Annotated in this window: 27 protein-coding genes; 7 read left to right on the top strand and 20 right to left on the bottom strand. The window is 42.9% G+C overall.

What is annotated here, in order from left to right:
• Nucleotides 1-93: 93 nt before the first annotated feature.
• The 5 genes from fabZ to purC all read right to left on the bottom strand — a co-directional run bounded on the left by fabZ (nt 94) and on the right by purC (nt 5240).
• Nucleotides 94-630: a 3-hydroxyacyl-ACP dehydratase FabZ gene (gene fabZ / locus M5J74_RS11870; protein ID WP_015154306.1), complete on the bottom strand. Its 537-nt coding sequence runs from the start codon at nt 628-630 to the stop codon at nt 94-96.
• Between the two features lie 140 nt (nt 631-770).
• Nucleotides 771-1694: a UDP-3-O-acyl-N-acetylglucosamine deacetylase gene (gene lpxC / locus M5J74_RS11875; protein ID WP_250016753.1), complete on the bottom strand. Its 924-nt coding sequence runs from the start codon at nt 1692-1694 to the stop codon at nt 771-773.
• Nucleotides 1695-1705: 11 nt separating this feature from the next.
• Nucleotides 1706-4318, bottom strand: coding sequence for a BamA/TamA family outer membrane protein (locus M5J74_RS11880; RefSeq protein ID WP_015154308.1), 2613 nt, complete (start codon nt 4316-4318; stop codon nt 1706-1708).
• A 51-nt stretch (nt 4319-4369) separates the two neighbouring features.
• Nucleotides 4370-4516 (bottom strand): hypothetical protein, encoded by a 147-nt coding sequence (locus tag M5J74_RS11885; RefSeq protein ID WP_158631790.1) that lies wholly within the window; start codon nt 4514-4516, stop codon nt 4370-4372.
• Complete coding sequence (purC, locus tag M5J74_RS11890) at nt 4497-5240, bottom strand: phosphoribosylaminoimidazolesuccinocarboxamide synthase (RefSeq protein ID WP_015154309.1); 744 nt, start codon at nt 5238-5240, stop codon at nt 4497-4499. The genes M5J74_RS11885 and purC overlap by 20 nt, the downstream gene beginning before the upstream one ends.
• A 128-nt stretch (nt 5241-5368) precedes the next feature.
• Here purC and M5J74_RS11895 point away from each other — a divergent pair, with 128 nt between their 5' ends.
• Complete coding sequence (locus tag M5J74_RS11895) at nt 5369-5542, top strand: hypothetical protein (RefSeq protein ID WP_250016755.1); 174 nt, start codon at nt 5369-5371, stop codon at nt 5540-5542.
• Nucleotides 5543-5693: 151 nt separating this feature from the next.
• Nucleotides 5694-7505: a polysaccharide deacetylase family protein gene (locus M5J74_RS11900; protein WP_015154310.1), complete on the top strand. Its 1812-nt coding sequence runs from the start codon at nt 5694-5696 to the stop codon at nt 7503-7505.
• 190 nt (nt 7506-7695) lie between these two features.
• Here M5J74_RS11900 and M5J74_RS11905 read toward each other — a convergent pair whose 3' ends face one another.
• From M5J74_RS11905 to M5J74_RS11925, 5 genes are all read right to left on the bottom strand, one after another.
• On the bottom strand, nt 7696-8370 hold the full coding sequence (locus M5J74_RS11905) for a VWA domain-containing protein (RefSeq protein WP_181245383.1): 675 nt from the start codon (nt 8368-8370) through the stop codon (nt 7696-7698).
• Nucleotides 8371-8459: 89 nt separating this feature from the next.
• Nucleotides 8460-8621, bottom strand: a complete 162-nt coding sequence (locus M5J74_RS11910) for a hypothetical protein (protein ID WP_181824311.1) — start codon at nt 8619-8621, stop codon at nt 8460-8462.
• Nucleotides 8543-8701, bottom strand: a complete 159-nt coding sequence (locus tag M5J74_RS11915; protein WP_181824312.1) for a hypothetical protein — start codon at nt 8699-8701, stop codon at nt 8543-8545. The genes M5J74_RS11910 and M5J74_RS11915 overlap by 79 nt, the downstream gene beginning before the upstream one ends.
• A 10-nt stretch (nt 8702-8711) precedes the next feature.
• The gene (locus M5J74_RS11920) at nt 8712-9587 is read right to left on the bottom strand and encodes an SWIM zinc finger family protein (protein ID WP_250016757.1); all 876 of its coding nucleotides are present in this window, start codon (nt 9585-9587) and stop codon (nt 8712-8714) included.
• Between the two features lie 21 nt (nt 9588-9608).
• Nucleotides 9609-12899, bottom strand: coding sequence for a DEAD/DEAH box helicase (locus M5J74_RS11925; RefSeq protein WP_250016759.1), 3291 nt, complete (start codon nt 12897-12899; stop codon nt 9609-9611).
• A 354-nt stretch (nt 12900-13253) separates the two neighbouring features.
• Here M5J74_RS11925 and M5J74_RS11930 point away from each other — a divergent pair, with 354 nt between their 5' ends.
• Both M5J74_RS11930 and M5J74_RS11935 read left to right on the top strand, forming a co-directional pair.
• Nucleotides 13254-13472: a UPF0175 family protein gene (locus tag M5J74_RS11930; protein ID WP_250016761.1), complete on the top strand. Its 219-nt coding sequence runs from the start codon at nt 13254-13256 to the stop codon at nt 13470-13472.
• Nucleotides 13469-13684: a hypothetical protein gene (locus M5J74_RS11935; RefSeq protein WP_051033218.1), complete on the top strand. Its 216-nt coding sequence runs from the start codon at nt 13469-13471 to the stop codon at nt 13682-13684. The genes M5J74_RS11930 and M5J74_RS11935 overlap by 4 nt, the downstream gene beginning before the upstream one ends.
• A 163-nt stretch (nt 13685-13847) precedes the next feature.
• Here the strand turns inward: M5J74_RS11935 and M5J74_RS11940 are convergent, their stop codons facing one another.
• From M5J74_RS11940 to M5J74_RS11965, 6 genes are all read right to left on the bottom strand, one after another.
• A complete protein-coding gene (locus tag M5J74_RS11940) occupies nt 13848-14135 on the bottom strand; it encodes a DUF3368 domain-containing protein (RefSeq protein ID WP_250016763.1) in 288 nt (95 codons plus the stop codon).
• The gene (locus M5J74_RS11945) at nt 14135-14416 is read right to left on the bottom strand and encodes a UPF0175 family protein (protein WP_015154316.1); all 282 of its coding nucleotides are present in this window, start codon (nt 14414-14416) and stop codon (nt 14135-14137) included. The genes M5J74_RS11940 and M5J74_RS11945 overlap by 1 nt, the downstream gene beginning before the upstream one ends.
• 127 nt (nt 14417-14543) lie before the next feature.
• On the bottom strand, nt 14544-14933 hold the full coding sequence (locus M5J74_RS11950; protein WP_015154317.1) for a type II toxin-antitoxin system VapC family toxin: 390 nt from the start codon (nt 14931-14933) through the stop codon (nt 14544-14546).
• Nucleotides 14923-15150, bottom strand: a complete 228-nt coding sequence (locus M5J74_RS11955; RefSeq protein WP_015154318.1) for a hypothetical protein — start codon at nt 15148-15150, stop codon at nt 14923-14925. The genes M5J74_RS11950 and M5J74_RS11955 overlap by 11 nt, the downstream gene beginning before the upstream one ends.
• A 149-nt stretch (nt 15151-15299) precedes the next feature.
• Nucleotides 15300-15821: a GNAT family N-acetyltransferase gene (locus M5J74_RS11960; RefSeq protein ID WP_106169318.1), complete on the bottom strand. Its 522-nt coding sequence runs from the start codon at nt 15819-15821 to the stop codon at nt 15300-15302.
• The gene (locus tag M5J74_RS11965) at nt 15811-16095 is read right to left on the bottom strand and encodes a DUF1778 domain-containing protein (RefSeq protein ID WP_015154320.1); all 285 of its coding nucleotides are present in this window, start codon (nt 16093-16095) and stop codon (nt 15811-15813) included. The genes M5J74_RS11960 and M5J74_RS11965 overlap by 11 nt, the downstream gene beginning before the upstream one ends.
• A gap of 474 nt (nt 16096-16569) precedes the next feature.
• Between M5J74_RS11965 and M5J74_RS11975 the strand changes: the two genes are divergently transcribed.
• The 3 genes from M5J74_RS11975 (at nt 16570) to M5J74_RS11985 (ending at nt 20059) form a co-directional block, all read left to right on the top strand.
• Entirely contained in the window at nt 16570-17112 is a 543-nt protein-coding gene (locus tag M5J74_RS11975) for a type IV pilin protein (RefSeq protein WP_305883635.1), read from the top strand.
• Nucleotides 17113-17373: 261 nt separating this feature from the next.
• Nucleotides 17374-17769, top strand: coding sequence for a type IV pilin-like G/H family protein (locus M5J74_RS11980; RefSeq protein WP_250016765.1), 396 nt, complete (start codon nt 17374-17376; stop codon nt 17767-17769).
• A 109-nt stretch (nt 17770-17878) separates the two neighbouring features.
• Nucleotides 17879-20059: an O-linked N-acetylglucosamine transferase, SPINDLY family protein gene (locus M5J74_RS11985; RefSeq protein ID WP_250016767.1), complete on the top strand. Its 2181-nt coding sequence runs from the start codon at nt 17879-17881 to the stop codon at nt 20057-20059.
• A 22-nt stretch (nt 20060-20081) separates the two neighbouring features.
• Here the strand turns inward: M5J74_RS11985 and M5J74_RS11990 are convergent, their stop codons facing one another.
• The 4 genes from M5J74_RS11990 to M5J74_RS12005 all read right to left on the bottom strand — a co-directional run bounded on the left by M5J74_RS11990 (nt 20082) and on the right by M5J74_RS12005 (nt 25552).
• Nucleotides 20082-20486, bottom strand: coding sequence for a type II toxin-antitoxin system VapC family toxin (locus tag M5J74_RS11990; RefSeq protein ID WP_250016768.1), 405 nt, complete (start codon nt 20484-20486; stop codon nt 20082-20084).
• Nucleotides 20486-20710, bottom strand: a complete 225-nt coding sequence (locus M5J74_RS11995; protein ID WP_250016770.1) for a DUF2281 domain-containing protein — start codon at nt 20708-20710, stop codon at nt 20486-20488. Before M5J74_RS11995 ends, M5J74_RS11990 begins: the two co-directional genes overlap by 1 nt.
• 309 nt (nt 20711-21019) lie before the next feature.
• Nucleotides 21020-21475 (bottom strand): IS200/IS605 family transposase, encoded by a 456-nt coding sequence (tnpA, locus tag M5J74_RS12000; RefSeq protein ID WP_371933996.1) that lies wholly within the window; start codon nt 21473-21475, stop codon nt 21020-21022.
• Between the two features lie 261 nt (nt 21476-21736).
• The gene (locus M5J74_RS12005) at nt 21737-25552 is read right to left on the bottom strand and encodes an FkbM family methyltransferase (protein ID WP_250016771.1); all 3816 of its coding nucleotides are present in this window, start codon (nt 25550-25552) and stop codon (nt 21737-21739) included.
• Nucleotides 25553-25797: the final 245 nt, after the last annotated feature.

Here is a 25797-nt window from a genome sequence, read left to right on the forward strand (position 1 = left end):
ATGAGTGGTGAGTGGTGCGTAAATCGCTTCTGACATTTGACTTTTGACCTTTGACTTCTGACTTCCGACTTCTGACTTCTGACTTCTGCTAAATTACTCTACAAGGGAAAAGAGTAATTCACCTTCTGCTGCCAGTTGACCGTCAACTTCAGCACGGGCTTGCATTCTCCCAAAACGACGACGCTTTACCCACAACAGTTCCACTGTCATCACCAACTGATCTCCTGGAGTTACTTGTCGCCGAAACCTAACTTTATCCATGCCAGCAAACACAAACAAATTGCCGTCCATTTCTTGCATTTGAGTTAACACGACTCCACCGACTTGTGCCATAGCTTCTACAATCAAAACTCCAGGCATCAATGGTCTTTGGGGAAAATGTCCCTGAAAATGAGGTTCGTTGAAAGTCACATTTTTGATCCCAACCGCTCTTTTCCCTGGGATGTACTCAATAATTCTATCTACCAGGGCAAAAGGATAGCGATGAGGCAAAAGTGCATGAATTTGCTCGACTGTGAGGGTTGTTTTCTCTGGGGTAGGAGTAACTTCAGTTTGACGATCGAGATGCTGAAGATTAGCATCATCGCTAGCAGGAGAATCTGGGGAATTGACTTGGATCAGGGTTGACATGGCTGAATTTCTCAAAGATCGGGGCTGTGCAGAGAAGGGATTAGGGAGCAGGGAGTCAGGTGAGTGACTGGTGGCTGGTGGCTAGTGACTAGAATTACCCCCTTGTCTTTCTTGTCTCCTGTCTCTGTCTCCTGTCTCCTTCATGATTTCATTTTTTGCTCCAGCAGTTGGGCAAGTTGAACGTGTAGTTTGTGGCTTGCTTTATAAGCAAGGAAATGAGCGTTGGGGAATGTCCCCAGTAAGCACAAATCTCCCACTAAATCTAAAATTTTATGACGTGCTGGTTCATTTGCAAATCTCAATGGTGGATTCAGCCATGATTGGGGGGTACAAACAATAGCATTTTCAAGACTTCCACCTTTAATTAACCCTTGCGATCGCAAGAATTCGATCTGGGTTGCCAAACCGAAAGTGCGTGCTGGGGCAATTTCTGCCGCAAATGTAGATGTATTATACGTCCAACTATGCCATTGATTGCCGATCGCCTCAGTCTCAAAGTCAATTCCGTAAGTAAAGCGGGTTTCTGGTGCGGGCAAAGCTGCGACAAAAGTATCGCCTTCACGTACCCAAACGGGTTCTAGTAATTGGGGAATAATAGTAGGCGCTGGCAGAGGCGATCGCCCAACTTTGGCGATCGCCTCTGCCCAGACTCGCGCAGAACCGTCTAACAGCGGCACTTCTGCCGCATCAATTTCAATCCTGGCATTATCGACTCCGCTGCCTGCTAGGGCTGCTAGCAAATGCTCTACGGTGCGCACGGATGCCGTTCCAGTTTCGAGTTGCGTTGAAAGTACGGTTTGGCTAACCGCCTCAACGCGAGCAGGAATTATTGGTTGAGTTGGCAAATCGACCCGCACAAAATAGCGCCCTTCTCCCGCTGCGGCGGGTAAAATGCGAACTTGGCTAGTCTCTCCACTATGCAATCCGACTCCCGACTGACTTATAGTACCTGCGAGAGTGTATTGTTGTGAGGAGAACTCGGAATTCGGAATTCGGAATTCGGAATTAATTTCTCGCTTGTCACCCTTATCTCCTTGTCCTCCTATTTCCTGTCTCCTATCCATAACCCCTACCCCTAAAATTTCTCCCCAATACCGAACTGAATGCGACTATCGCCGTCGCTGTTCAAGCCGTAGTCTAGGCGCAGGGGTCCCAAGGGAGAATTGACTCGCACGCCAACACCGTAGCCGACTCCCGTACCTGGTTTATCGAGTAGAATTGCTGGTTCTCCAGGTACGTTACCTGCCGTCCCTAAATCGGAGCCAAAATCGACAAATAGAGCGCCACCGACAACCGAGAAAATCGGAAAGCGATACTCGGCTGTAGCAGTGACAAAACTGCGTCCGCTGCCTAATTCTCCTTCTCCGTAACCCCGTACTGAATTACTACCACCAATGGAAAAGGCTTCGTAGGGAGGTAGATCGCCAATGACCGTTCCAGCTTGAATATTAAAAGCTAAAGTTTCCGGTCCTTCATTGAAACTAGTAAAGTTGACCGGAATATATTGACTGTAGCTACCCCGCAATCGATTCAGGAGAATGCTACCGCTACCGATGGGAATCGATTGCTCTACGCCTAATCGCAGGAAAGAACCGTCAGTAGGTGTCGTGATGTTATTTCGGAGATCGCGCACTGCTCCTAACTGTACAGTGAGCAAATCGTCTGAACCGTCGTCAGAAAAACTCAAGGGAATATCTTCTCTACCGTTAAATCTACCTTCTGGCGTGACTTCACCATCATCATCGCGGATGGAAATACGCTGATATTGCAATCCTGCGGATGCAGTCCATTCCGACCGAGCCAAGGGATTGCGAGACAAAGGACGGGTAAAGGTAACGCCGCCACCTTGTCGCCGCACGCGGGGACGCACGCCATCATCGGGGTCGCCTACCTCGATATTCTCGTCATCTCCATCAAAAATTAGCGAAATCGATCGCCGCTGGAATAAGTTGACTGTATAGGAAGTTCTATAGGGGTCTCCAGCAATCCAGGGGTCTGTGAACCGAAGATCGAACAGCAACTCGCTCCGTTCCGTACCAACCTGCAACTCTGCCCCTAGCTTTTGGTTGTTGCCACCTAAATTGTTTTGTTGAAAGCTGACTGCTCCAAATAAGCCACTGGCAGAACTAATACCACCGCTCAATCCCAAACTACCGCTGCGGCGTTCGTCCACGTTCAGCACGACAATCACTTTACGGGGGTCTTGACCGGGGTTGAGGGCAACATTTACGTCTTCAAATATCCCTAGTCCGTAAACTCGCTGCAAGTCGCTTTGAACCACGTTGCGATTGAATACGTTATTGGGCTTCAGGGCGAGTTCTCGCGTGATGATAAAATCTCGCGTCCGACCGCGAATTGGTTTGCCTTCATCGTCGGTTGCTTCGCCTTCCCGCACGAAACGGACTTGGATATCTTCAACAACCCCTTCCGATACTTGGAGCGTCACCGTGCCGTCTGGTGCAACTTGGGGCGCGGCAATCACTTGTGCCAAGACATAACCATTTTTCTGATACCACTCGTTGAGCTGCTTAATGCCTTCCTGCAAGCGGCGGAAGTTGAGAATGTTGCCGTACTGCGGCTTAAAAGTATCCTCAACTAATTTGGGAGGCAAGACAGACGGAACATTTGTACCAGGGTTAGCTTCGATTTGGACTCGCTGAAGGGTTGGGTTGGGTTGCACGATATAGGCAACCCGCACGCCCAAGGGTGTATCTTCCGGTATAGCCCGGACGTTGGCGAAAAAGCCTGTCGCAAAAATGGCGTTGATATCTTCTTGTAATTGCGATCGCGTTGTCGTTCGCCCTGGAGCGGTACGAATTGCTTGGTAAACTTCGTTTTGTAATTCTTCAGTCAAAGTGCCAGTTTCGCTACTCACAGCGACTTCTGCGACAAGAACTCTAGGTTCTGCGGCTTCGGGTTGAGTTTCTGGCGTGGGTTGATTTGGTGCTGGCGTTCCTGGCTGAGTTGGCGTGGGTTGAGTTTCTCCCGGCGTTCCTGGCTGAGTTGGCGTAGGGGGAAGCGCATCTGTTGGTAGTTTTTGTTCTGGTGCTGGAGTGGATGGAGGAATAGGTGGATTTGGCTGATTGGGAACGCTTCCTGGTGCAGGTGCGCCGTTAGGAGTCACGGGAACTTGAATGCGATTGGGTGTTTCTTGCTGCGGTAGAGATTCCGTACCTGGAGCTGGTTGCACTGGTACTGTTGGCGGCGTAGCTGGTTCTGTCGCTGGTTTAGAATCCGGTGCTGGTTGACGATCGCGGTTAATCGGAATTTCAATTCCTCTGGGGGTCTCGTCCTGCGAGTCGAGTTGGGCGATCGCTCGCGTTTTGAGTGCCGCTGCGCCATGCTCTGTCAGATGGCGATCGCTACGATTTGTACTTGGTTTTAGAGAAAAGCTTTCTTTAGCTGCTAATTTTTTTGCTGCTAATTTTGGTGTTGCTGTTACAACCTTTTCTCCCTTTAAGCTGGCGATTAACACTTGACGTGAAGAAGTCGGAGAATTCCGACTTCTGGCAATTTCAGAATTATTTTTGACTTTTAACTTTTGACTTTTGACTTTAAATTGTTTTCCTTGCTCCTCTGTCGCGCTTCGATTAGCAGGAGTTGCATACGTTGCTGGCATTTGCACCAGCATGACTTGCCGAAAGCTCGCGATCGCCGCGATCGCTACCCATACACGAAATAAACGCATTTTGTTTCACCTATTTAGCACGTCCGCACACCAATAAAAGTTTGTCATTCGTCATTTGTCATTTGTCATTTGGTAGTTGACGGTTGACTGTTGACGGTTAGCAATTGTTTGCTCCTCTCTTCCTCTGCTTCCTTGTCCCCCTTGTCTTCCTTGTCTCCCACTTCCGACTCCCGACTCCCTAATTCCCGCCTCCCTCATTACCTTGAGCTAACACGCGACGCAGCACCTCTTGGTAGGCGGTTTCGACATTGCCTAAGTCGCGACGAAAACGGTCTTTGTCCATGACTCGCCGATTGGGGTCTGTTTCAGCTACGTCCCATAAACGACAAGTATCGGGGCTAATTTCATCACCCAGCCGTAACTGTCCCTGAGCATCGTACCCAAACTCTAGCTTGAAGTCTACCAGGGTCAGATCGCAACGCTGGAAAAATTCGCTCAGATAGCGATTAATTTGGCGCGCCATTTGTTGTAATTGGTTGACTTGTTCTGGAGTTGCTAGCTCTAGCAAAAAGAGGCGATCGCTCGTCAATAAGGGATCTCCTAAACTATCGTTTTTGTAATAAAACTCTACCAACGGCTGTTTCAAAACTGTCCCTAGAGGTAATCCTGTTTGTTGACAGAGACTCCCTGCGGCAATGTTCCTGACGACCACCTCTAACGGCAAGATTTGCAATCGCCTGACGCGCATTTGATTGGCACTAATGCTTTCCAGCCAGTGTGTCGGAATGCCTTGCTTTTCTAAATACTGAAACAACACAGTGGAGATGGTGCAGTTAATCTCTCCTTTGCCGACAATACTGCCTCGCTTTTGAGCATTAAAGGCAGTGGCATCGTCTTTGAAATGTGCCAGTAATATTTCTGGCTCTGTTGTCGTGTAAACAATTTTGGCTTTGCCTTCGTAGAGCAGCGATCGTGCAACCATTTCAGGATTACTCTTGATTAGCGTTCTAGCTTGCCAGGTACAGGCTTAATCATTTTAGCCACTATTGGACACTTAAATGAGGAGTCAGGGAATGGAGTTGATAGTAGTTGGTAATTGGTAATTGGTAGTTGGTAATTGGTAGTTGGTTGACAGTAAACGCTACGCTACACTGCGTGAAGACAGTTCTTGCACCTGAAGCCCCTGAAGCCCCTGAAGCCCCTGAAGCCCCTGAAGCCCCTCAGCTCTCTTCCCCGACTCCCGACTCCCGACTTATATTCCTCACGGTATTTGCACTAACTTAAAGCTGCCTTAGCGGGAACTTAAGCAGTAAATATTAGACTTTTAATGCATTGCGATTAGGGTGTAATTGTCTCACTTTTGGGAATGGCTTACACTTGGCTAAAACTTTATTGGCTCAGAATCTAAGAGTCTCGCTCGTTTTTGTAGATACCCATGTTGTCAACTTGCTTTTATCGGTTTTTTACTGCTCAATATTTCAGTCCGGTGCTGTCAAAACTACTTCTGTCAGTAACGCTGACTTTTTCCGTGTCGCTTTTTGCAACTGTAGCTCAAGCGCAAGAAAAGCAAAACAATTCCTCAACACCAGCACCGTCTTTAAGTCATTGTCCGCAAGCTTCGCCTTATGGAACCGAACTTACTAGCTTGGCAACTCAGTTGCTTCAGACGACAAATTGGACAGAAGATAAAACCAAACTCTTTGAGTTTCTCAGCTTGAAGTTGGGACCCCAATTAGCTGCCTATTTCAATTCCAGCCCTTACCCCACTATCAATGAAAGGGCAAAATTGGCAAAGGTTCCCATCTTGATGTATCACGACATCTTGCCCAAAAAACAAGTCTTTTTTGATGTCACACCCCAAGAATTCGAGCAGCATCTTCAATTTATTAAACAACAGGGTTTTACCCCCATCAGTTACGACCAACTCGTTATTCATCTGCGGACGGGTTTACCCTTGCCAGAAAAGCCGATTATGTTAACGTTTGATGACGGCTACGGGGGACATTACGAATATGTTTATCCACTTCTAAAAAAATATGGCTATCCAGCCGTGTTTTCTATTTATACTTCTGGGGTAGGCAACAACGTCGGTAGAAGTCATGTCAGTTGGGAACAACTGAAGGAAATGGCAGCCGATCCGTTAATTACTGTTGCAGCTCACAGCGTTACCCATCCTGAAGATTTGCGTCGCCTGTCCGACGACAAACTCCAAATGGAAGTGACTAAATCCAAACAGATTTTGGAAAATAAGCTAGATATACCAATCCGCTATTTTACGTATCCGGCTGGGAAATATAACCAAAAAGTTGCCGCAGCAGTCAAAAAGGCTGGTTATCTATCGGCGCTGACGATGAACGACAACGACGAACGCTTTGCTGGCGACTCGGAAAGTTTACTTGCCATCGGTCGCTTCGGTCAATCTAATTTAGCACGGGCGATCGCCAACCCAGAATCTAGCATTCTCTCTCAAACTTCAGCTGGCATGAAAATTCCTAAGTGGGGAGAAGAATTCGATTTTTCTGCCAATGTCACCTTCAACAAAACCACCATCGATCGCACCTACTTGTTATTAATCTCTGGTGGTAGACCAATGACGATCCATGCGAAAAGCCGCTACCAAGTCCCGGAGATTTTAGCTGATACTGCCGCAGTTGCGGGCGTAGATGGGGGCTTTTTCTCGCTCAAAGTCATCAATTCCAATATTATGATCGGTCCCGTACTCAGTCAAAAAGCGAGTAACTTTGTCCCTGGTAATGCGAGTGAGAATCTTAGGCTTGCAGGTAGACCCTTGGTATTAATTGGTACTCAAGCAGTTAAATATATTCCCTTCGATCCCTTCTTACACAACACGTTAGAAGGAATCCAGGCGGAGATGTCAGACGTAACAGATGCTTTTGTCGCTGCTGCTTGGCTGGTAAAAGACGGACAACCGCGATCGCGAGAGTCTTTTGGTAACTTATTTGGTTTTGATGCGGCGCGTCGTCGGGCTTTCTGGGGAATAAACCAGGCAGGACAGCCCACAATTGGCGTGGCTCCGAGAAATGTCGATGCTGTGAGGCTAGGTGCAGTATTAGCTAAAGCTGGGTTGCGAGATGCGGTAATGCTCGACTCCGGTGACAGTTCTTCGCTTGCTTATAAGGGTGAATTGCTAGTACCTTATACGCCCCGTCCCGTGCCTCACGTCGTCGCCCTGCTGCCACCAGAAGGAAACGAGAAAGCGAGTTGTTTGGTGGTGAATGCTAAATGAGAGGCTATAAACAGTAGCCCTACTATTTCCCTGAAACTGTGCCTTGGAAGATCCCCCCAACCCCCCTTTTTAAGGGGGGTAAAAGAGAGGTAGATCTAGATCTATTGTCAAGAGAAACAGAATCGTAAGGTTTGACAGCGATCGCAACAGACAAATATCGGTCACTGTTCACTGGTCACTGGTCACTGATTTAGACTACGCCCCACCCAGGCGGTGGGAGAGCAACTTGATCTTCTGGTTTGGATTGAGAAACCCGCTGCATACTTGCCGATAGCCAGATAAACAGCTCTTTGAAGTTTAATCCTTGTAACTTTAAGGGGCTGCGGACGACAATTTGACTCAAGCGCGTCATGTTGGCTGATTCTACCCCTACAGCAAAGAAAGCAACTCGCTTACCTGCCTCATCGTCGCGAATCCGTTGCGTGGCTTGGTCGATGATACTGTCTGGTTCTCCTTGCGGTTCGCCATCCGTGATCAAAAATACCCAAGGACGATAGTAATTCACACCATTACTACGATACTGACCTTTACGGGCTTCGATCATATCTAGCCCTTGGAGAATTGCCCCACCCATGTGAGTTAAACCTTGGGCTGATAGGCTAGGCGGTTCAAATATGTCAGCAGTGACGAAATCCTGCGCTACTTTCACGTCACTACCAAACGTGACGATCGCCACTTCAACCCGCTTGCGCGCCAAGTTATCTTGGTTGAGTTCCTCTTTGAAAGTGCGTAAACCCTCATTGAGAGCGTCAATAGCGACTCCCTGCATGGAGCCAGAAGTATCTAACAGCAGGACGCACGGACAGCGCGGTTCTGGGTTTTCGGCAAATTCCACCGCATCTTCAAGTTTCAAAGCTTCAGCCATAGTTGAGTCAGAAAATAAACAACATTAAGATTTAAGACCTTAGTTTATTAAACGACGCGATCGCCATATATTCCACCCATTGTCAGTTATTAGGGAGCAGGGAGCAGGGAGCAGAGAGTAGGGAAAAGGCTGTCGTGTCTTGGGATGCGGGGAAAGAAGTTGGAAGTTGGAATTAACTGTGAATTGTGTATCCTCCTTGTCTCCCTTGTCCCCCTTGTCCCCCTTGTCTCCCTTCGCCCCCTAATCCCCACTCCCTTCGGTCGTGGGGTCCCCGAGTTCCCCCTTGTCTCCCTTGTCTCCCTTGTCTCCCTTGTCCCCTTGTCTCCCTCACTCCTAGCCCATCATCCAGTACTCATCGCTGCGATCGCGGCTTGTTGGCTGGCTTGTTGGTAAATGTCAGTTAAGTATTTTTGTACTATTCCAGATGCAGTGGCATCACCTCGATCTGCTTCATCAGTCTCTAATTCTGCCACGGGAATTTCTCCTAAGACATCTAAAATCGTTTCGCCGCTGAGTGATGGTGCTATGACCACTAACGATGGGTCGAGTGATTCATTGTATTGCCAAAATGAGGGAGTCGGTAGGGGCGGGTTTCCAAACCCACCCGTACGGGAGTCGGGAGTCGGGAAATTTTGACTTTTAACTTTTAACTTTTGACTTTTGACTTTTGACTTTTCTTCTTTACTCCTAAATTCCCTTAAGGAAGTGAGAACCTCATCCTTAGTGCGTCCCCGTAGTTGGAACAAGACAAAGGGATCTTCGCTGAAGCGATCGCCTAGTTGATAGTAGACTGCGGCGACGTGTTTGCAAGGGTTGGCTTTATCGGGACAAGAACAGTGACTTTTAACTTCTGATAGGGTAAAAGGAAACAAAGATAAACCATTAGCAGTAAAAATCTCTTCTATATTTTGCGGCATTTCTCCTGCTAGTAATTTGGCTGCATAAACTGCTTTTTGAGACATGGTTTCTACAACATATCCCCACTGTTCGTCATCAAATTTTTCTAAAGATAGTGAAACTTTGTATGGTTCTGGATCTGTCCCTTGCACCCGTGCTAATACTTGAGAACCTTCAAATTTGATATTTAAAATGTTTCCCTGTCGTGCATAATTTCTGCCGCGTTCCAATCGCTTTTTGAATCGATAGGAATCTAATAGATCTAGCCAGCGTTGCGACCACCACTCTCGACTAGCTTGAAAGCTTTGGTTTGTAGTCATTGTATCTTCCTACAGTTATTGTTAATCCTCATTCTCTTCAATTACAGCATTACGTTCTAGTACGAGTAATTGTCGCAATTGATCTGTATCTAAGTCAGTCAACCAATTTTCACCTGCGCCTACCACTTGCTCTGCTAAGGCTTTTTTGCTTTCAATCATGTCGTTAATTTTCTCTTCCAACGTTCCCGTGCAAACAAATTTGTGGACTTGAACATTACGAGTTTGCCCGATCCGAAATACCCGATCTGTGGCTTGGTTTTCTACGGCTGGATTCCACCAGCGATCGAAGTGAAATACGTGGTTTGCCCGCGTTAAATTTAATCCCGTTCCCCCAGCTTTGAGAGACAAAATCATCACGGGTGGACCCTGCGGATCGTGCTGAAAACGATCGATCATTTCCTCTCTTTGTTTCTTGGAAGTACTACCATAGAGGAAAAAGATTTCTCGACCTAACTTTTGTTCTAAATGAGGTTTTAATAATTTGCCCCATTCCGCAAATTGAGTGAAAATTAAAGCGCGATCGCCTTCTGAAATCGCTTCTTCTAACATCTCTTGTAGCCGAATCAATTTACCCGATCGCTGTGGTTCTTTCAGCGTTGTTTCTTTCAAAAACTGCCCGGGATGATTGCATAGTTGTTTCAATTTTACTAACAAAGCTAAAATCATCCCTCGGCGTTGAATTCCATCAGCAGCATCAATTTCAGCCAAGGATGTTTCAACTAATTGTTCGTACAGTTTCGCCTGTTCGGGAGATAAACCACAAAATTCAGTCATCTCCTGTTTTTCAGGCAAGTCTTGAATAATACTGCGATCGCTCTTTAATCGTCGCAAAATAAAAGGTTGAACTAGCGATCGCAATGTTTTTAAAGAAGCTGCATCGCCATATTTCTCAATCGGAATCGCAAATCGTCTTTGAAAGAATTGCTTTTGTCCTAAATATCCAGGGTTGATAAAATCTAGAATCGACCACAATTCTTGCAATCTGTTTTCTACTGGCGTACCCGTCAAAGCAAAGCGAAATTGGGCTTCTAACTGACGCACTGCCTGAGATTGCTTGGCTTCAGAATTTTTGATATTCTGGGCTTCATCTAAAACAATTCCTTGCCAAGAAACACTTTGGTGAGTTTTTAAATCGCGGTGCATTAAAGCATAACTGGTAATTACCAAATCTTTTCCTGTAACAGTTTGCTCGAATGTCTTACCTTTTGGTCTTTTATCCCCGTGATACATCAATACTTTTAACTGCGGGGCAAATTTTCTCACCTCCCGTTCCCAGTTTCCCAATACAGAAGTAGGACAAACTAACAAAGTTGGTTTTTCTAATGCTTTTTGTTGCTTGAGATTGAGTAGAAAAGCGATGAACTGGATCGTTTTTCCCAGTCCCATATCGTCCGCCAGACACGCACCTAAGCCCCAGCGTTCGAGGAAACTCAACCACCCCGCACCCCGTGCTTGATAGGGACGCAATTCGCCGCGAAAGCCCTCTGGTGTGGCTAAAGGTGCGATCGCTTGGTTATCTGTTAGTGCTGTCATTAATTCTTGCAGCGCCCCTGATGCTTCAAAACTAACGACAGGAAGCTTTTCAATCGTCTGGGTGTCGCCCGTACTCAATCGCAAAGCATCTTCTAGACTTAAATTCAAGTTATCTTTACGCGCCGTAAAGAAAGCTTGGGCTGTTTTGATATCTTGGGGACGCAACTCTACCCACTCGCCGTTAATTTCGACTAGGGGACTGTTTAACTTCACCAAGCGATCGAATTCTGCTTTCGATAAAGTTTGTCCGCCGATCGCCAATTCCCATTTAAAATTCAGTAGGCTTTGCAATCCCAGGCGATCGCTTTTCTTCGGAGTCGTAGCACTAATTTTCAATCCTAAGCGATTTGCCCAACCCTCACGCTCTAAACTGGAGGGCAAAATCACACCCAAACCGCTATCCTCAAATCGCCATACGACTGATTTAATAAACTCGTATGCTTGTAGGGGATTGAGACTACAAGATTGAGGAAATGGTTGTTCTAAACTTGGTGCAATTAGAGAATAAAGCCTTGAAGCTAATCCCAAACCCCTTAGTAAGGTTTCCTGCGGTTGCGAGATCGTGCGCTGGTCGCTTCGCGTTTGCGAAGCATGGTCGAAGAGCATACCGCCTTCGGCATCGCAATATTCTAAGTTAGCAACTGGATGTTGCCAAATTGTAGCTGCATCAACAATAAATTCGGGCGTGTCTACTGCTTGTAGATAGTAACTTAGAGACCAATTATTCTTACCTTCAGTTGGAGGAGATAACTGAAAACAAGTCCGAAATAAACTTCGCCCTTCTAATTGATATTGAATTGGTGCAGTCCAAGCTTTGACAATTGCTTCTAAGCGTTCTAATTGGGCTGGATCTGCTATTATTTTTGCGTCAACAGCAGCCAAACTTTGTAACCATTCTTTCAGAGGTGAAGGTACAGTAGGGAAAGAATTATTTTGTGCATTTTGCTGCGCGATCGCTCTAACCTGTACATCAATTGTATCGTTGAGAAATTCTAAGATTAATTCTTGTGGCGGCGATGGGAATTTGATTTGTAGGGGCGCACGGCTGTGCGCCCCTATAATTGTTGTATTCTGATAAAAACAACAAACCGCAGGCATTGCTTGCGCAAATTTTGCTAATCGCGAGGAATCGATCGCACTGTCGAGAAGCGATCGCCAACGAGCAATAACGCAGTTGTTAATATCATTGCTTTGTTGACTCAAAGTAGGAACAAATTTGCCTCGACTGAGTAAATCTAAACTCCATCGCGCTACTTGCGACCAAAAACGTAAATCGCCTCCCATCCATGAATTTTCTGGGCGATCGACGGCTAAAGGTAGTGATGTTAAAAATGCGATCGCCTCTTGCGGTTCTAGGTAAAAACCTTCAACTTGCCACGGATAGAAAAATTGAGATTTTGTAGTTTCTCGTTCGTCGTTTTCTTCCGTTATAGGAGCAGAATACAATGGACGGATCGAGATTTTTTTTTGTTTCTGAGTTTCTATGCTTGGTAAGGCAAGAGTTTGGTTTAAAATTGGGAGGTCGATCGGTGACGGTTCGCTATTTTTCTGCGATCGCCCCTGCTTTTGTTCGGATAGAGATAAAGATTTAGGAATGGAAATATCTGAGGCACGCCACCATTCTAATAGTTCATGAGCCGTCATTGTTAGCGGGTGAGTGGGAACGTCTGTAGCTGAGTCGATCTCGATATCTCCCACTAAAGAGCGCCAGACTTCACCCCAAATAAATAAATAGCTTTGCTGGTCTTTTTGAATCCAATTACAGTGTAAAATTGCCATATGTTCGACGAGTCAATATGCACCAAGCTGATGAGTTGTATTTTAGGCTGAATAGCTGAATAACTTATTCTAGAAGAAATATAATTATTTTTGTCGTGACGCGATCGCAGAATACCGATGGGGCATTATCATAGCTTAGCGGAGTTATCGGACTCATGCACTTATCTACTCTACCAAAGGGCAAACCTCAACAGTCCGCCTTCGCGGACTTTGCCTGTGTAGCCTCGAATTCCATTCGCCTCGTGCTGATCTCCGTACAACTTGCGATCGCACTTGATAGAAAGCGAGGCAAAGTAAAGACGTGCTAATCTTTAGCCATAAATAGGCAACTTAGAGCTTGAAATTTCAACGATTATGAACGAGCTAAAAATAGAACTGCCTCCAAATATTTCTACGGATGAGGCTCGACTGCTACTTACACTCAAGTTATTTGAAACTGGTAAAATTTCTCTTGGACAAGCTGCCAAACTAGCAGGTTATTCCAAGCGTACCTTCATTGAATTGCTTGGCAAAATGGGAGTACCAGTAATTAACTATACATCTGAAGAATTGGAGCGGGAGATTAACCTTTGAGCGATCCTATTAAACTGGAGACCTTAGAGGCTGTTACAAATAGCACCTGCCTAGTTGGATTAGAGAGGATTGAACGCTTAGATATCTTGCCACAAGTGTTTTCCACCATCACTATACCAACTGCTGTTGCTGCTGAAGTGGGGATTGAGACAGATTGGCTAATAGTTAGAACGGTGCAAAATCTTGCTGTGGTTGCTACCTTAAACACCTAAGTAGACTCAGGAGAAGCTGAAGCAATCGCTTTAGCAATGGAGCTTGGGGATGTTTTTGTCATTTTGGATGATAGAAAAGCACGTCTGTTGGCTCTCCAACTAAGTCTAAAAGTCCATCGGCGCTATTGTAAAATCGCTTTTCTAAAGTTATAGTTCAGACGAATTATGGTTGCTCGTCCTTTTGGTACTGCTGCAAAAGAGACTGAATCAATTTTGGTGAAACTCGAAATGTGGTTTGTTGCAACCGCTCAATAGCAGTAGAAAAATCAATTCTTCTTTTCTCTGCCGCAGAACCAAGAATACCCAGCAAGCCAACAATCTCTAGCTCGAACTGGGTTGCTATGCGTCTTGCTGCCAAATCATCTAATAAATTAAACAACTGCGGTAAAACTTCAATTTCTTCAATCAGTAGTAAATAGCACAGAGGCGAGGTATCCGAAACAACAATCATTACCGTTTTAGCTGCCCCTCTTGCTCTAGCCTCCGCATGGTTTGTATATCTTGTTCAAAGTCAGCTTCATCGTAATGTAGGTATACGCCCTTTTCTTTGAGAAACGCATCGACTTCTAAACGAGTAGACATCCCCAGCAATTCTCGCACTTTTCCAGCACTAATAGAGCCTTCTTGATAAGCCGCGATCGCCAGCATTTCTAGTAATTTCCGTTCTAAATTGCCCCATTTTGCTTCTAAAGAATGGGCGACATCATCCGGTAAAGCAATGTGAATTTGCATAAGTTTCTAGTGTAACGATCGTCTCAATATTGTATTGCGTTAGCTAGGAAACTGTATTGCTCTCATACATTTCACAAGCGATCGCACCCCAACTTTACCAACAGGCGGATCGCCAGCTACAACTTACTCACCAAACGACTATTTGGAGGTTTTCAACCTGTTGAAAATGGGCATCGCGTGTAACCAGTGTCAAACTATGCTGAAGCGCAAGTGCTGCAATCCAGATATCATTTTCAGGTAACGGTCTGCCTTTAAGACGCAATTTATTCTTAACTTCTCCGTAGTAACGAGCGGTTTGTGTATTACATCCAAGTACAGTAGTATTGGCTACCAACTCATCAATACGTGCTAAATTTTCGTTTGAGCGGCTCGATCGTCTTGCACCATAATACAGCTCACCAATGGCAATACTCGAAATAAAGACTTCATTTGCTCGTGCAAGATTGCTTTTGACTACTGCTTCATCTGCAAAAAGCGCAATAATGATATTAGTATCCAGCAGGTATTTACCACTCACTGGTGTCAACCTGCTCGCACCCTTGTTCAATTGCTTCGCGCATCAACTGAATATCGTCTGTTGGTATTGTATCTGCAAAACGCAGTAATTGTTGACCTGGAACACCTTGAATTTTTGAGCCTACCAAAGCACGCGCATATTCAAGTACTTGCTGCTGTAAATTCTCAGGCATATCTTTCAGTTGCTCGACCACGCAATCGAGGATAGATGTATGCATCTTGCTCTCCTATCTAACACCCTAAGCATATTCTAATGAGTTAGGTTTAAAGCGATCGCATTTCTACTTTTACCAAAGGGAGATCGCATTTGAAACCCGCGCTTGTCGGGTTTTGCCTGTTTAGAATTCAATTCGCCCACTTTCTCTTCTCAATCAAACCCCCTCAAAATAGTCTCTATTGGTAAAAAGAGCGATCGCTCGTTATCTTGAAAGGGAATAAACTCATGCTTCAGATAAAATGCCTTTGCTGTCAAATCTATGGCATCAACTCTCACTGCATATATGCCTATTTCCTGAGAGGCTCGCACGGCACGGAATAAGGCATTTACTAAAAGTTCTCTACCCAAACCTTGTCCTTGCACCGCTCTATCTACAGCTAACTTACCTATCAACACAGCGGGAATCGGATCGGCAGGTATTTGCCGCTTGAACTCATTTGGCACAGATTCATATTCTATGATACTGGAGCCGATCGTGTAGTAGCCATCTACTTTCAGTTCTCCAGACGTAGGAATTGCCACAAAAGTTTTAGCTATTCCCTTCAAATGATTTTGTCGGGCATATTTTTTCAAATATTCGTTTAACACGGGATAACCGCAATCAAAGGAATCTCTTTGATACCTCTTATCTATTGGCAGAAATTCCCATCGCCTCTCGCTATCACTCTCCATATTTTGCTCTATATTGAGCGATCGCAGATTTCAGCTTTCCTTTGAGTTCGGGTGGATTTTCCATCGCTGATATAAACAAATTTCTATCACGATTGGATAAGATTAGCCTTTCATGAGAATCTAGATCTTGTTTAGCAGCTGGCAGAACGTGAAATAAAGTATATGCACTTACAGAAATACCTTTAAGGGCAGCTGCTCGCTCCAATAACTCCTTTTGTTCTTGAGTCAACCTTAAATCCACTCTTTTATCTTTTGTTCTAGCTTTGTCTGACATAGCGATTACTCAGCTCAGCTTCGAGCAAAATTGTAATTTATCTACGGACATTGTACACACAGATCTTATAAGCGATCGCGCATCTTCCTTCCTCAACAGGCGATCGCGCATCTTCCTTCCTCAACAGGCGATCGCATTTCTACTTTTACCAACAGGCGATCGCTCTCCATAAGGCATTGATGTACGGGCGGGTTCACCCGAAATCTCTACTTCTCAAAAAATATCTCGTCAAACCCGCCCTGAAGGATCTCGCCCCCAACGATTGGTAAGGTTGGAGGGATCGAGAACTACGTAAAATTCACGCAATCTACAACCAACTTATATTAAAACAATATGAAGTTTTCACCTTCTTCGCTCAAACTATGTGTAGCTACTGAATTTTGAAACTAGGTGACATGATCCGATCTAGGGGTGGGTAAGTTACTTGTAACAAGGCAATGAGCCACACACTTCACCCCTAAAGGAAACGGAATCATGAAATCTGAACTAAAAGTAAAATACCTCCAATTCTTACTCGGCAAAAAGAAAGACAGTAACGAAGGCTTCACCTTAATTGAATTGTTGGTTGTTGTTATCATTATCGGCGTTCTAGCAGCAATCGCTCTACCCAACTTCCTGAACCAAACTGCTAAAGCGAAGCAAGCCGAAGCTAAAACCACAATGAGCCAAGTCAACAACGCTCAAGCTTTGCATAGAAACACTAACAACGACTTTGCTGGAGACATGAGTACTCTAGCTTTGGGATTACCAGTTGCTACTGCCAACTATACCTACACTATATCGGGAGGCGGCGACACGGCTGGTATTGAGGCACAAGCAGCTAACAGCGCTATGAAGGGATACCATGGTGGCAATGCATTTTTCAAAGATGGCAACAGCAATAGCGTGATCGCTACTGTTGGATGTGAGGCAGATCAAGCTGGAAATAGCGCTCCTGGCTATCCAAGCCTTAGCTCAGCAGCAACTACTTTGGCAGGTGCTGCTGCCTGTGGTAGTAACTTTTCACCAGTCAAGTAAGCTATTCTCAGCTAATTGTTAATTGTATCGTGCATTGTAAGGGTAACTCTTCATTGAGTTACCCTTGTCTTTAAGGAACAGTTTATTGCTCTATAACTATTGATTCAAGCAAGCACTCATCTTTCTTAAACTATTATGAAACCTCGGCTAATATTGACATATCAGTATATAAGATCTTGCAGTCAAAATCATAACAAAGGATTCACTCTCATTGAATTAATGGTCGTTATCATTATCCTTGGAATTCTATCAGCAGTTGGAATGAAGACCATTTTAAATGAAATTCCCAAAGCCAAACAAGCTGAAGCAAAATCGAGTATTGCCCATATCAACGCCGCTCAATCTACTCATTGGTTAACTCAAGGTACTTTTGCCAATGCTATGAGCGAACTATCTATTGGTTTACCTAGTTCTACAGCTAACTACACCTACAATATTTCCGGTAATACGTCACTTGGTACGGTGAATGCAACCGCATCCGATACAATGCTCAAAGGTTATGTTGGTATAGTTGAAAGATATGCCGATGGGAACCAAAAACAAATCATTTCTGGCATTATCTGTGAATCTGCCGCAGCCGGAAATATTACCACATTACCTACATCTGGTCGTCCTGGTACTAATGCTTGTGGCACTAACGTAGAACTCGGACGATAATTATCTATTTTTTCAAACTTATTTCACATATTGGCAACTTCATATCTAGCGAGATTAAAATAGCAATTGAATCTTACAAGTAAAGCTTCTAGCGATTGCTCAACAAAATATGGTTGTTGCACTAAACTTACAGGTACAAACTAGCAATTTACTAACACAAGGTAAATACAGCCAACTTGCTAGTCTATACGAACGGGCAATTGAAACAGAACCCGAAGTTATTAGTCATTATTGGCATTTAGGTTTAGCTTATCTATTACAAGAACAAGAAGAAGTTGCTCAAACAACTTGGCTGCTAGCGATGTCTGAAGCTAGTAACGAGGAAGCCGAACAATGGACTAAAGAACTCATCCAGATTCTCGACACTGAAGCTCAACGTCAACTAGAGTTAGAAAATTTACAACTGAGTTGGCTAATTCGGCAGCATATTCGCGAAATTACTCCGACGAATATTGATAATATTCTCCAGATAATTCAACTAGGCTTAGATTTAGATAGTATTACCTCTCAAGACATAGCAGGCTGGCAGGTAAATACATTAATTCAACAAGCTTCACCAACAGAAATAGATTTAAACATTTTACTCGAAACACTAATAAAATTTGTTGCTTATCCCATTCCAGCAAGTTTATCATTTGCTGAATCGTGTCTTCCTCATTACACAGATAGACCAGCAGCTTTCATTGATACTGTGATGCCAATCGCAGTCAAAATAGCTCATCAATTAGACCGACCAGATTTTGCTACCGATTTAGCTCAGTTATGTTTGCGATTAAACTCAGAACATCCAGAAGCGCTGAGACATTTATCGTGTTTTCATTCCAAAACTGGATGTCATCAAGAAGCAATAAAGACAGCAAAACATTTCTTTCAGAACTGCCAGAGCCCATATTGGCAGATTCAAGGTAGTTATATATTACTTCGCGCCATACTAAGTGCAGGTTCTTGGCTAGATTTAGAAAATATTGTCCAACGCCACAAAGCTTTAATTCCAAAGCTACTACAAGACTCTGATGATTCCTTAAATATTGATAGTCATATCTTAACTGCTAACTTTTTCTTACCCTATATTGAAGATAGACCGCAAGAAAACCGTCCTTTGCAGAATCAAATTGCTCAGATTTTTCAAACCAATTTTCAAGCAAAGAGTTCTCCTGTTGTTCAAACAGGGTGGACTAATTCTATTACAACCACTAAAAAACTCAAAATTGGCTACGTTGCCCATACTCTTAAAGGGCATTCAGTTGGTTGGTTGAGTCGTTGGTTGTTTCAATACTACGATCGAGAAGCATTTCAAACCAATCTTTATTTAATCTATCAGCAAGCTGAAGGTTATCAATGGTTTGAAAAGCAAGTAGATTGCGTTCATACATTTGGAGTTGAACCACAAAAGACTGCTACTCAAATCAAAGCAGATGAAATTGATATTCTAGTCGATCTAGATAGCCTGACTTTAGATACAACTTGTCAAGTCATGGCACTTAAACCCGCACCTGTACAAGTAACATGGTTAGGATGGGATGCGTCTGGACTTCCAGCCGTAGATTACTACATTGCCGACCCATACGTACTACCAGAAAATGCCCAAAATTATTATAGTGAAAAAATCTGGCGTTTACCTCAAACTTATATAGCAGTAGATGGCTTTGAAGTTGGCGTACCGACGTTACGCCGTGAACACTTAGAAATTCCCTCGGATGCTGTAGTTTACTTAAGTTCTCAAACAGGCTATAAGCGCCATCCAGACACAGTACGCCTGCAAATGAAGATTCTCAGCCAAGTTCCCAATAGCTATTTCTTAGTTAAGGGTAGAGCGGATGAAAATATGATTCGGGAATTCTTCAATAAAATTGCAGAAGATGAAGGAGTTAACCCAGATCGGTTAAGATTTTTATCTAGAGATCCTAGCGAATTTGCCCATCGAGCCAATTTGGAAATTGCAGATATTGTTTTAGACACCTATCCCTACAATGGAGCAACCACAACTCTAGAAACATTGTGGATGGGTATACCTCTAGTCACAAAAGTAGGTCAACAGTTTGCTGCCCGCAATAGTTACACCTTCATGATGAATGTTGGGGTAACAGAAGGTATTGCCTGGACAGATGAAGAATATGTCGAGTGGGGAGTGAGATTAGGTAAAGATGCTTCACTGCGGCAACAAATTTCTTGGAAACTACGGCAATCGAGACAAACATCACCTCTATGGAATGCTAAGCAATTTACCCTTGAGATGGAAAAGGCTTATAAGCAAATGTGGCAAAGGTATGTTGAGGTTAATTTTGTCTAATCTTATCCATCAGCATTAACAACTACCAAATTATTTGAACTTCTTCTAAAGACTGAATTTTCCGATCGCGGGTGACTAGGGGTAAGTTTAGATGTAGTGCTGTTGCCGCGATAATTCGATCAGGCATATCTGGTACAGAATCACGAGGTATTTGATGGATAGTTTCGGCAATGGCACGGCTAAGCGGTATGCTAACAGCTACTGCATCTCTAGCATCACAAACATTAAGCAAGCGTTGAAGGACAAGCTTTGGTAATCTATTCCGTTCTACTAGGTAACATATTTCAACAATTGAGATAGCAGATATACAAATAGACTGCTCTGTATTTGTGGCTCGATCGAGAGCTAATAAAGCATTTGATGATAATCGCTCCGGTTCCACTAAATACCAGATTATCGCGTGCGTATCTGCGACTACAGAGGTCATTAAAAATCCTCTTTAGGAAAGCTTTTCCACATTTCCTGCCGTGCTTGGGCAATGTCTTCTTCTGTAATATGAATTCCTAAATCTGCACAGAGTCCTTTAACACTATGACGAGTAACTTTTAATCGGCTTTTAGTCTTGAGAAATTCTACAAAGTCTAGAACTTCCTGCTGCTTTTCTAAAGGTAGGACTCGTAGATTCTCAACGATAGCTTGTTCGATGCTCACAATTGTTTCATCATATTTATAGCCTGTACTACTCTATAATACAGCCAATTTGATATGGGTAGAGTTGCCATGTACATGCAGAGCGTCTTCCCGTAAGGGTAGTTTTTCTACTGGTAATTTTGCGATCGCCCCTCAATCTTCATGGTTTCAGATAATGCTTAACTCAAATCTTACCGACAGACCCACAGCTCGCCAGGAAATCAATTTCCTGGCTAATAGCTCAAGTCAGCTGAAGCTAACTATGTAGAGATTTTAACCCGTTTCAACGGGCTTGAGCTTTGAGCTTGAACTAAAGTTTAAGGCTAGCGCTTAATCTACTGTTCTGCCTTGATTCCAGGGAAGTGGAGCATCTTCTTCATAACTATCTCGCTCCAAAGAGGCAATGGTAGTTCTTTGTAGATGATGTGCTTTTTGATTGCTCACGTAGTCTACAGCCTGAGTCAGTTGTTTACCTCCAAGTGAAAAGACTCCATACCCGCGTTGCCAAGCAAAGGTGTGCGAAGAATTAGGCAAGCTATGATTCAAATGATGAGCGCTACTGCCCTTGAGATTTTTAACAAAATTCGCAATAGAAAGGCTGGGTGGAATGGAAGCTACCAGATGGATATGATTTTCTATGCCACCGATCGCATGGATAATAGAACCGAGGGAATCAGCTTTGCCGATCAGATAACTATAAAGTTTAGGCTCTATGTCAGGAGCGATAAAAGATTGGCGCTCTTTGGTTGCCCAAACTAAATGATAGTAAAGTCGCCAGAGAGCCATAAAAATTTTTGTAGATGGAAATATGTAGTCGGCTTCAGCCGACTTTTGCGATTAGTCTCGGAATGAATTCCGAGATGGGTAAACTGATAAAGTTGTTTAATTCGTAGTACCAAGATCTTGCAACTGTTGCCAAGTCCGCCTGGGATTTAAATCCCAGTCTCAAAGCCTAAGTCGGATAAATCCGACTGTAATTAGTCTATAGTCTACTTCAGTAGACTTTTGCTATTAGCCCAGAAATTAATTTCTGGGCGGCTCTGCATACTAGTTGAGATTACTTGCAAGATTTAAGTAACAGGGAAGAGTTTCTGCTTTCGCTGCTGCGATCGCCTCTTGATTTTCATTATCCAAAACAATTCGCGCTTGAATACGAGGTAATAAAGCTTGCCATTGCACTTCACTCAATTGTCCTATCAAAGAAATTTCCGCGCCTTCTGAAATATCTAAATCTTCCTGCATCAGCAGATTCATACTAACACCAGATAAAATTAAACCAACTTCCTCTTCATCTAAATTGCCTTTATCGACCAGTAGTGTAATTTTATTACTATCAGGATGAGTTGCGAGCGCTCTAATTACTTGCTCTAATTCCTCACTAATTATCTCTTCTGATTGCGACCAGTCTGGGAAGATAATATAGTTAATTTCTTTCAAATTAAGTGGCAAAAGAGTAGCGTTAATCAAAGCAGAACTTATCGTTTCTGCCATTTTTGACCAGGAGAACTTTTGCACTTGTTGTAGTCCAGCAAAGCTCAAGGAATTGCGTACTATAGGTTTTTGAACCTCACAAAGTGCATTTGCTAATCCATCTACATCTTCATCATTTACGTATAAAGCTGCTTGTCCCGCAACTTCTGGAATGGCTCCATTAGCACAAGTAATAACAGGACACCCACAAGCGATTGCTTCTAGCACGGGTAAGCCAAATCCTTCATATTTTGAGGGATAAATTAATGCAACAGCGGCAGAATAAGCAACGCTCAATTCCTCATCGCTGAGTTGCAGCATATGCACGGTACTACCTGACGTATAAGTTCTAAAATCCACATCAGACACATAGCCACTTCCCGTACAAACAATATCGAATCCTTGTTTACTATGAAGTTGAGCAAAAGCTTGGAAGAACACAATACTATTCTTATAACCAGCACCAGCGCCAACTATGAGAAAGTATGGCTTAGAAATGCCGTATTTCATCTTAAATCGAGCGATCGCATCAGAGTTAGCTGGTGAGAATATTTGACGATCTACTCCATTTTGTGCAACTGTTACAGATTCTAGAGAAATATCGGGAAAGAATTTAACAAGATCGCGTGCTGTCTGTTCCGAAACCGTAATATAAGCAGTTGCGTGTTGAATTCCATAGTGTTTTTCTTGCCACATGGGATGATTTAGATTTGCTCCCATGAGTTCTGGAATCATGTCATGTGCTAGGAATACGGACGGAGTTAATAAAGGTGTAGTGTAGTAACTAGAAATAAATAAATCGGCATTTTCTTCATCACAAACTTGCTGAAGCATGGCGCGATCGGCATCTGTATTACCATAATCATAAGCTGGCATTGGATGATATTTAATTCCTGCCATAGCTGGCGCAGTTCTAGCACGATCTAGGACAATAATATGCCGAGCAAAACCGCTTTTTACCCATTCTTCTAATAGCGATCGCCAAACTCGTGCAATACCAGTTTTATAAAGTTGGAAGAATACACCATCGACGATGATAGTTGGTGCTAACTTTTTCGTCTCAGTTTGTTTTCCGTTTAGCTTCTCTGCGGACAATTCTTCTAGTTGTAAAAAGCGCCAATCTCCATTATTATTTCTTTGTGCGATCGGTACTACACCGGATGAACTAGCTCTATCTACTTGTGTTGTATCTCTAACCCAAGGAAAAAACTGACGTAATAATAGCGGAAATTGAATTTGTGTTTGCAATTGCTCCCATTGAGAAACTGCATTTTTATACCCGTAATATTGTTCTTTGAATTTCAATTGTTCTGGTGTTACATAAGCAAAATGCTGAAAAATTAAGCCTAGATTTTCTGTCTCATTATGCGTAAAAGGATCAACCGACGCTATATCCCTCCACTGACCATTCGGCAAAGGCTCAGCTAGTCTAGGAGGTTCATGCGCTACCCAAACTGCACTAGGTTTGTATCTCCAAGTGCGTAGCCACTCCTGTTGAGGATTTTGACTATAACAGTTACGAGTACTTACAATCGAGTCTGCACCTACAAAATACCAGCACCAATAATAAGCAGCTGTTTTCTCAGGATTCTTAACGAAAATTTGCCGTGAAGTACAGATCTGCTCTACAGTCCATAATTCATCAACATCTATTTGCCAAAGTAAACATTCTTCGTGAATATTTGACAATGGTGCATTTACCATTTCACGTTTTCCATCCCAAAAAATACCTTCTGGCTTGCGATAAACTGTAATATTTTCTGGGTACTGACGTGCTAGCTCGTCTATGTATTCTGTTGTACCATCATGACTACGACCGTTGTGGTGAAATTCATCAACAATTCGCCCACCTAATGGAATACTCCAGGCTGTATCGTGTTTTAGTTCTGCTACTCCTTCAACAATATGCCAGTGCCATTTGAAAGGTAGTTGTTTAAATACTTCAATATGATAGTCGATAAATGGTTTACCATTTAGTACAATAGTAAAGAAATTTACTGATAGCGAAGGAAAAGCTATATAGTTTTCATAAAAAGAAGTTGAGTCGTTAGCTTCTTCTCCAATCTCACCATTTGCTAATATGCGGTGACATTCATAGCCATTTTCAATTAAAATGTCAAAGGAGCCTTTAGCTGTACGATTTAAACCCTCTAACATCTTCTGCGATATCTCAAATTGTAAGAAGCGAATAGCTTTTGCTTTTAGTAAATTGATAGCTCCTTGAAGGACATCGCTTTCAGCCCCTTCTACATCAAGTTTGAGATAGTCAATTTTTGTAATGTCATGTTCTTGACAAAAAGAATCCATTGAAATTGCTTTAACTATTTCAGTTTTAATAATAGGAACATAATTAGCATATATTTGATAGGGATCTGCCATCTGAGGCTTGCCAATACTATTCCAAACTGAATAGTCATCTGGAAATTCATTAAATTCTATTTCTGTATTTTCTGAATAAGCTGCTATTTGAAATACAGATATATTTTGAATATTAGACCCAAGTATTCGTTCTTGAAATTTGTGAAAAGTGGTAGTTGCTGGCTCAAACGAAAATACTTGTCCTGAATTTCCAACAAGTTTACTCAGTAAAATTGAATAATCGCCTGTGTTTGCGCCAACATCAAAAACCAACATTCCAGAATTGACAAGCTTGCGTACAAGTAACTGCTCGTTCTTTTCATTATCGAATGAAAATTTTTCAATAGTATCTATCCTTTTAAAAATAGAGTAACCATTACGTAGTTTTAGATTTGCTACAATCAATGTATAATTACTGTCTGCAAGTAATTTTTGATGATTTTTAAAATTTTTGAATGCATTAATATCATCTAAGCAAATAATTTTTGCTCCATAAACTTCATTTAGCTCAGCGCTACCAGTGAACTCAGAACCATCAATTAAAACAAGGTCAAAATAATCAATCTTATTTTCTTTTTTAATCTGCTTGATGCCACTGTCAACTAAATTTGTTTGTTGAATATACTCAAGATCTTGCTTTAGCCATCCTAAAACAACCTCTAACGGATATAAATTTAAATTAGTTGGGGTAGATTCATAAAATTCTTTAACTTCAGCTTCGCTAGGAAAATCTCGTATAGAAACGGAAGATAAGTTATAGTATTTTACAAAAGTTTTACTAGCATAAGTCTTCTTTAATTCTGTAAATCTAGCTTGTGAAACCTCCATGCAAAAAAGTATAGGATTGTTTAAGTTTTCTTGTAAACCCTCTACAAAAGCCTGAGTACTTCCTTGACCTGAAGACGAGCCAATTTCTAAAACTGTTTTAATATCTTCTTCTCTAGCAAGTCTTTGAAGAGTTACATAAAAATCATCATTTTTAATTTCGGGAGAAATCAAACAGTTGAGAGTAGAATCAGAAGAGGAATTATTCATAACTGGCGTGGTTTATTTTAGCGATCGCTCTTGTCAATTTGTAAGCGAGTATTTTACTTAAACTATTTATTTGAACTTTAAAGCAGAAAATTCAATGAAGTTGAGCCTTTAATATAGATAATTATTCTTCGTTTACTAAGTAAATTATAAAGAGTTAACTTTATGCTACCCAGCTTGTTCTGAGTACTGATCGCACCCGTCAAATTTATTTACATAACTTTTAGAACTAGCTACAACATCTACCG

This window comes from Chroococcidiopsis sp. CCNUC1, from assembly GCF_023546805.1.
GTDB lineage: Bacteria > Cyanobacteriota > Cyanobacteriia > Cyanobacteriales > Chroococcidiopsidaceae > Chroococcidiopsis > Chroococcidiopsis thermalis.

Bases quoted from the DNA above. Each gene is read 5' to 3' on its own strand.
- M5J74_RS11980 (WP_250016765.1), top strand. From the start codon at position 17,374: ATGAAGACCATTTTAAATGAAATTCCCAAAGCCAAACAAGCTGAAGCA.
- M5J74_RS11885 (WP_158631790.1), bottom strand. From the start codon at position 4,516: ATGAGGGAGGCGGGAATTAGGGAGTCGGGAGTCGGAAGTGGGAGACAA.
- M5J74_RS11960 (WP_106169318.1), bottom strand. From the start codon at position 15,821: ATGGAGAGTGATAGCGAGAGGCGATGGGAATTTCTGCCAATAGATAAG.
- M5J74_RS11880 (WP_015154308.1), bottom strand. From the start codon at position 4,318: ATGCGTTTATTTCGTGTATGGGTAGCGATCGCGGCGATCGCGAGCTTT.
- M5J74_RS11920 (WP_250016757.1), bottom strand. From the start codon at position 9,587: ATGACTACAAACCAAAGCTTTCAAGCTAGTCGAGAGTGGTGGTCGCAA.
- M5J74_RS11925 (WP_250016759.1), bottom strand. From the start codon at position 12,899: ATGGCAATTTTACACTGTAATTGGATTCAAAAAGACCAGCAAAGCTAT.
- M5J74_RS11900 (WP_015154310.1), top strand. From the start codon at position 5,694: ATGTTGTCAACTTGCTTTTATCGGTTTTTTACTGCTCAATATTTCAGT.
- purC (WP_015154309.1), bottom strand. From the start codon at position 5,240: ATGGTTGCACGATCGCTGCTCTACGAAGGCAAAGCCAAAATTGTTTAC.
- lpxC (WP_250016753.1), bottom strand. From the start codon at position 1,694: ATGGATAGGAGACAGGAAATAGGAGGACAAGGAGATAAGGGTGACAAG.
- M5J74_RS11905 (WP_181245383.1), bottom strand. From the start codon at position 8,370: ATGGCTGAAGCTTTGAAACTTGAAGATGCGGTGGAATTTGCCGAAAAC.
- M5J74_RS11945 (WP_015154316.1), bottom strand. From the start codon at position 14,416: ATGCAAATTCACATTGCTTTACCGGATGATGTCGCCCATTCTTTAGAA.
- tnpA (WP_371933996.1), bottom strand. From the start codon at position 21,475: ATGGCTCTCTGGCGACTTTACTATCATTTAGTTTGGGCAACCAAAGAG.
- M5J74_RS12005 (WP_250016771.1), bottom strand. From the start codon at position 25,552: ATGAATAATTCCTCTTCTGATTCTACTCTCAACTGTTTGATTTCTCCC.
- M5J74_RS11985 (WP_250016767.1), top strand. From the start codon at position 17,879: ATGGTTGTTGCACTAAACTTACAGGTACAAACTAGCAATTTACTAACA.
- M5J74_RS11990 (WP_250016768.1), bottom strand. From the start codon at position 20,486: ATGACCTCTGTAGTCGCAGATACGCACGCGATAATCTGGTATTTAGTG.
- M5J74_RS11975 (WP_305883635.1), top strand. From the start codon at position 16,570: ATGAAATCTGAACTAAAAGTAAAATACCTCCAATTCTTACTCGGCAAA.
- M5J74_RS11930 (WP_250016761.1), top strand. From the start codon at position 13,254: ATGAACGAGCTAAAAATAGAACTGCCTCCAAATATTTCTACGGATGAG.
- M5J74_RS11955 (WP_015154318.1), bottom strand. From the start codon at position 15,150: ATGCATACATCTATCCTCGATTGCGTGGTCGAGCAACTGAAAGATATG.
- M5J74_RS11940 (WP_250016763.1), bottom strand. From the start codon at position 14,135: ATGATTGTTGTTTCGGATACCTCGCCTCTGTGCTATTTACTACTGATT.
- M5J74_RS11965 (WP_015154320.1), bottom strand. From the start codon at position 16,095: ATGTCAGACAAAGCTAGAACAAAAGATAAAAGAGTGGATTTAAGGTTG.
- fabZ (WP_015154306.1), bottom strand. From the start codon at position 630: ATGTCAACCCTGATCCAAGTCAATTCCCCAGATTCTCCTGCTAGCGAT.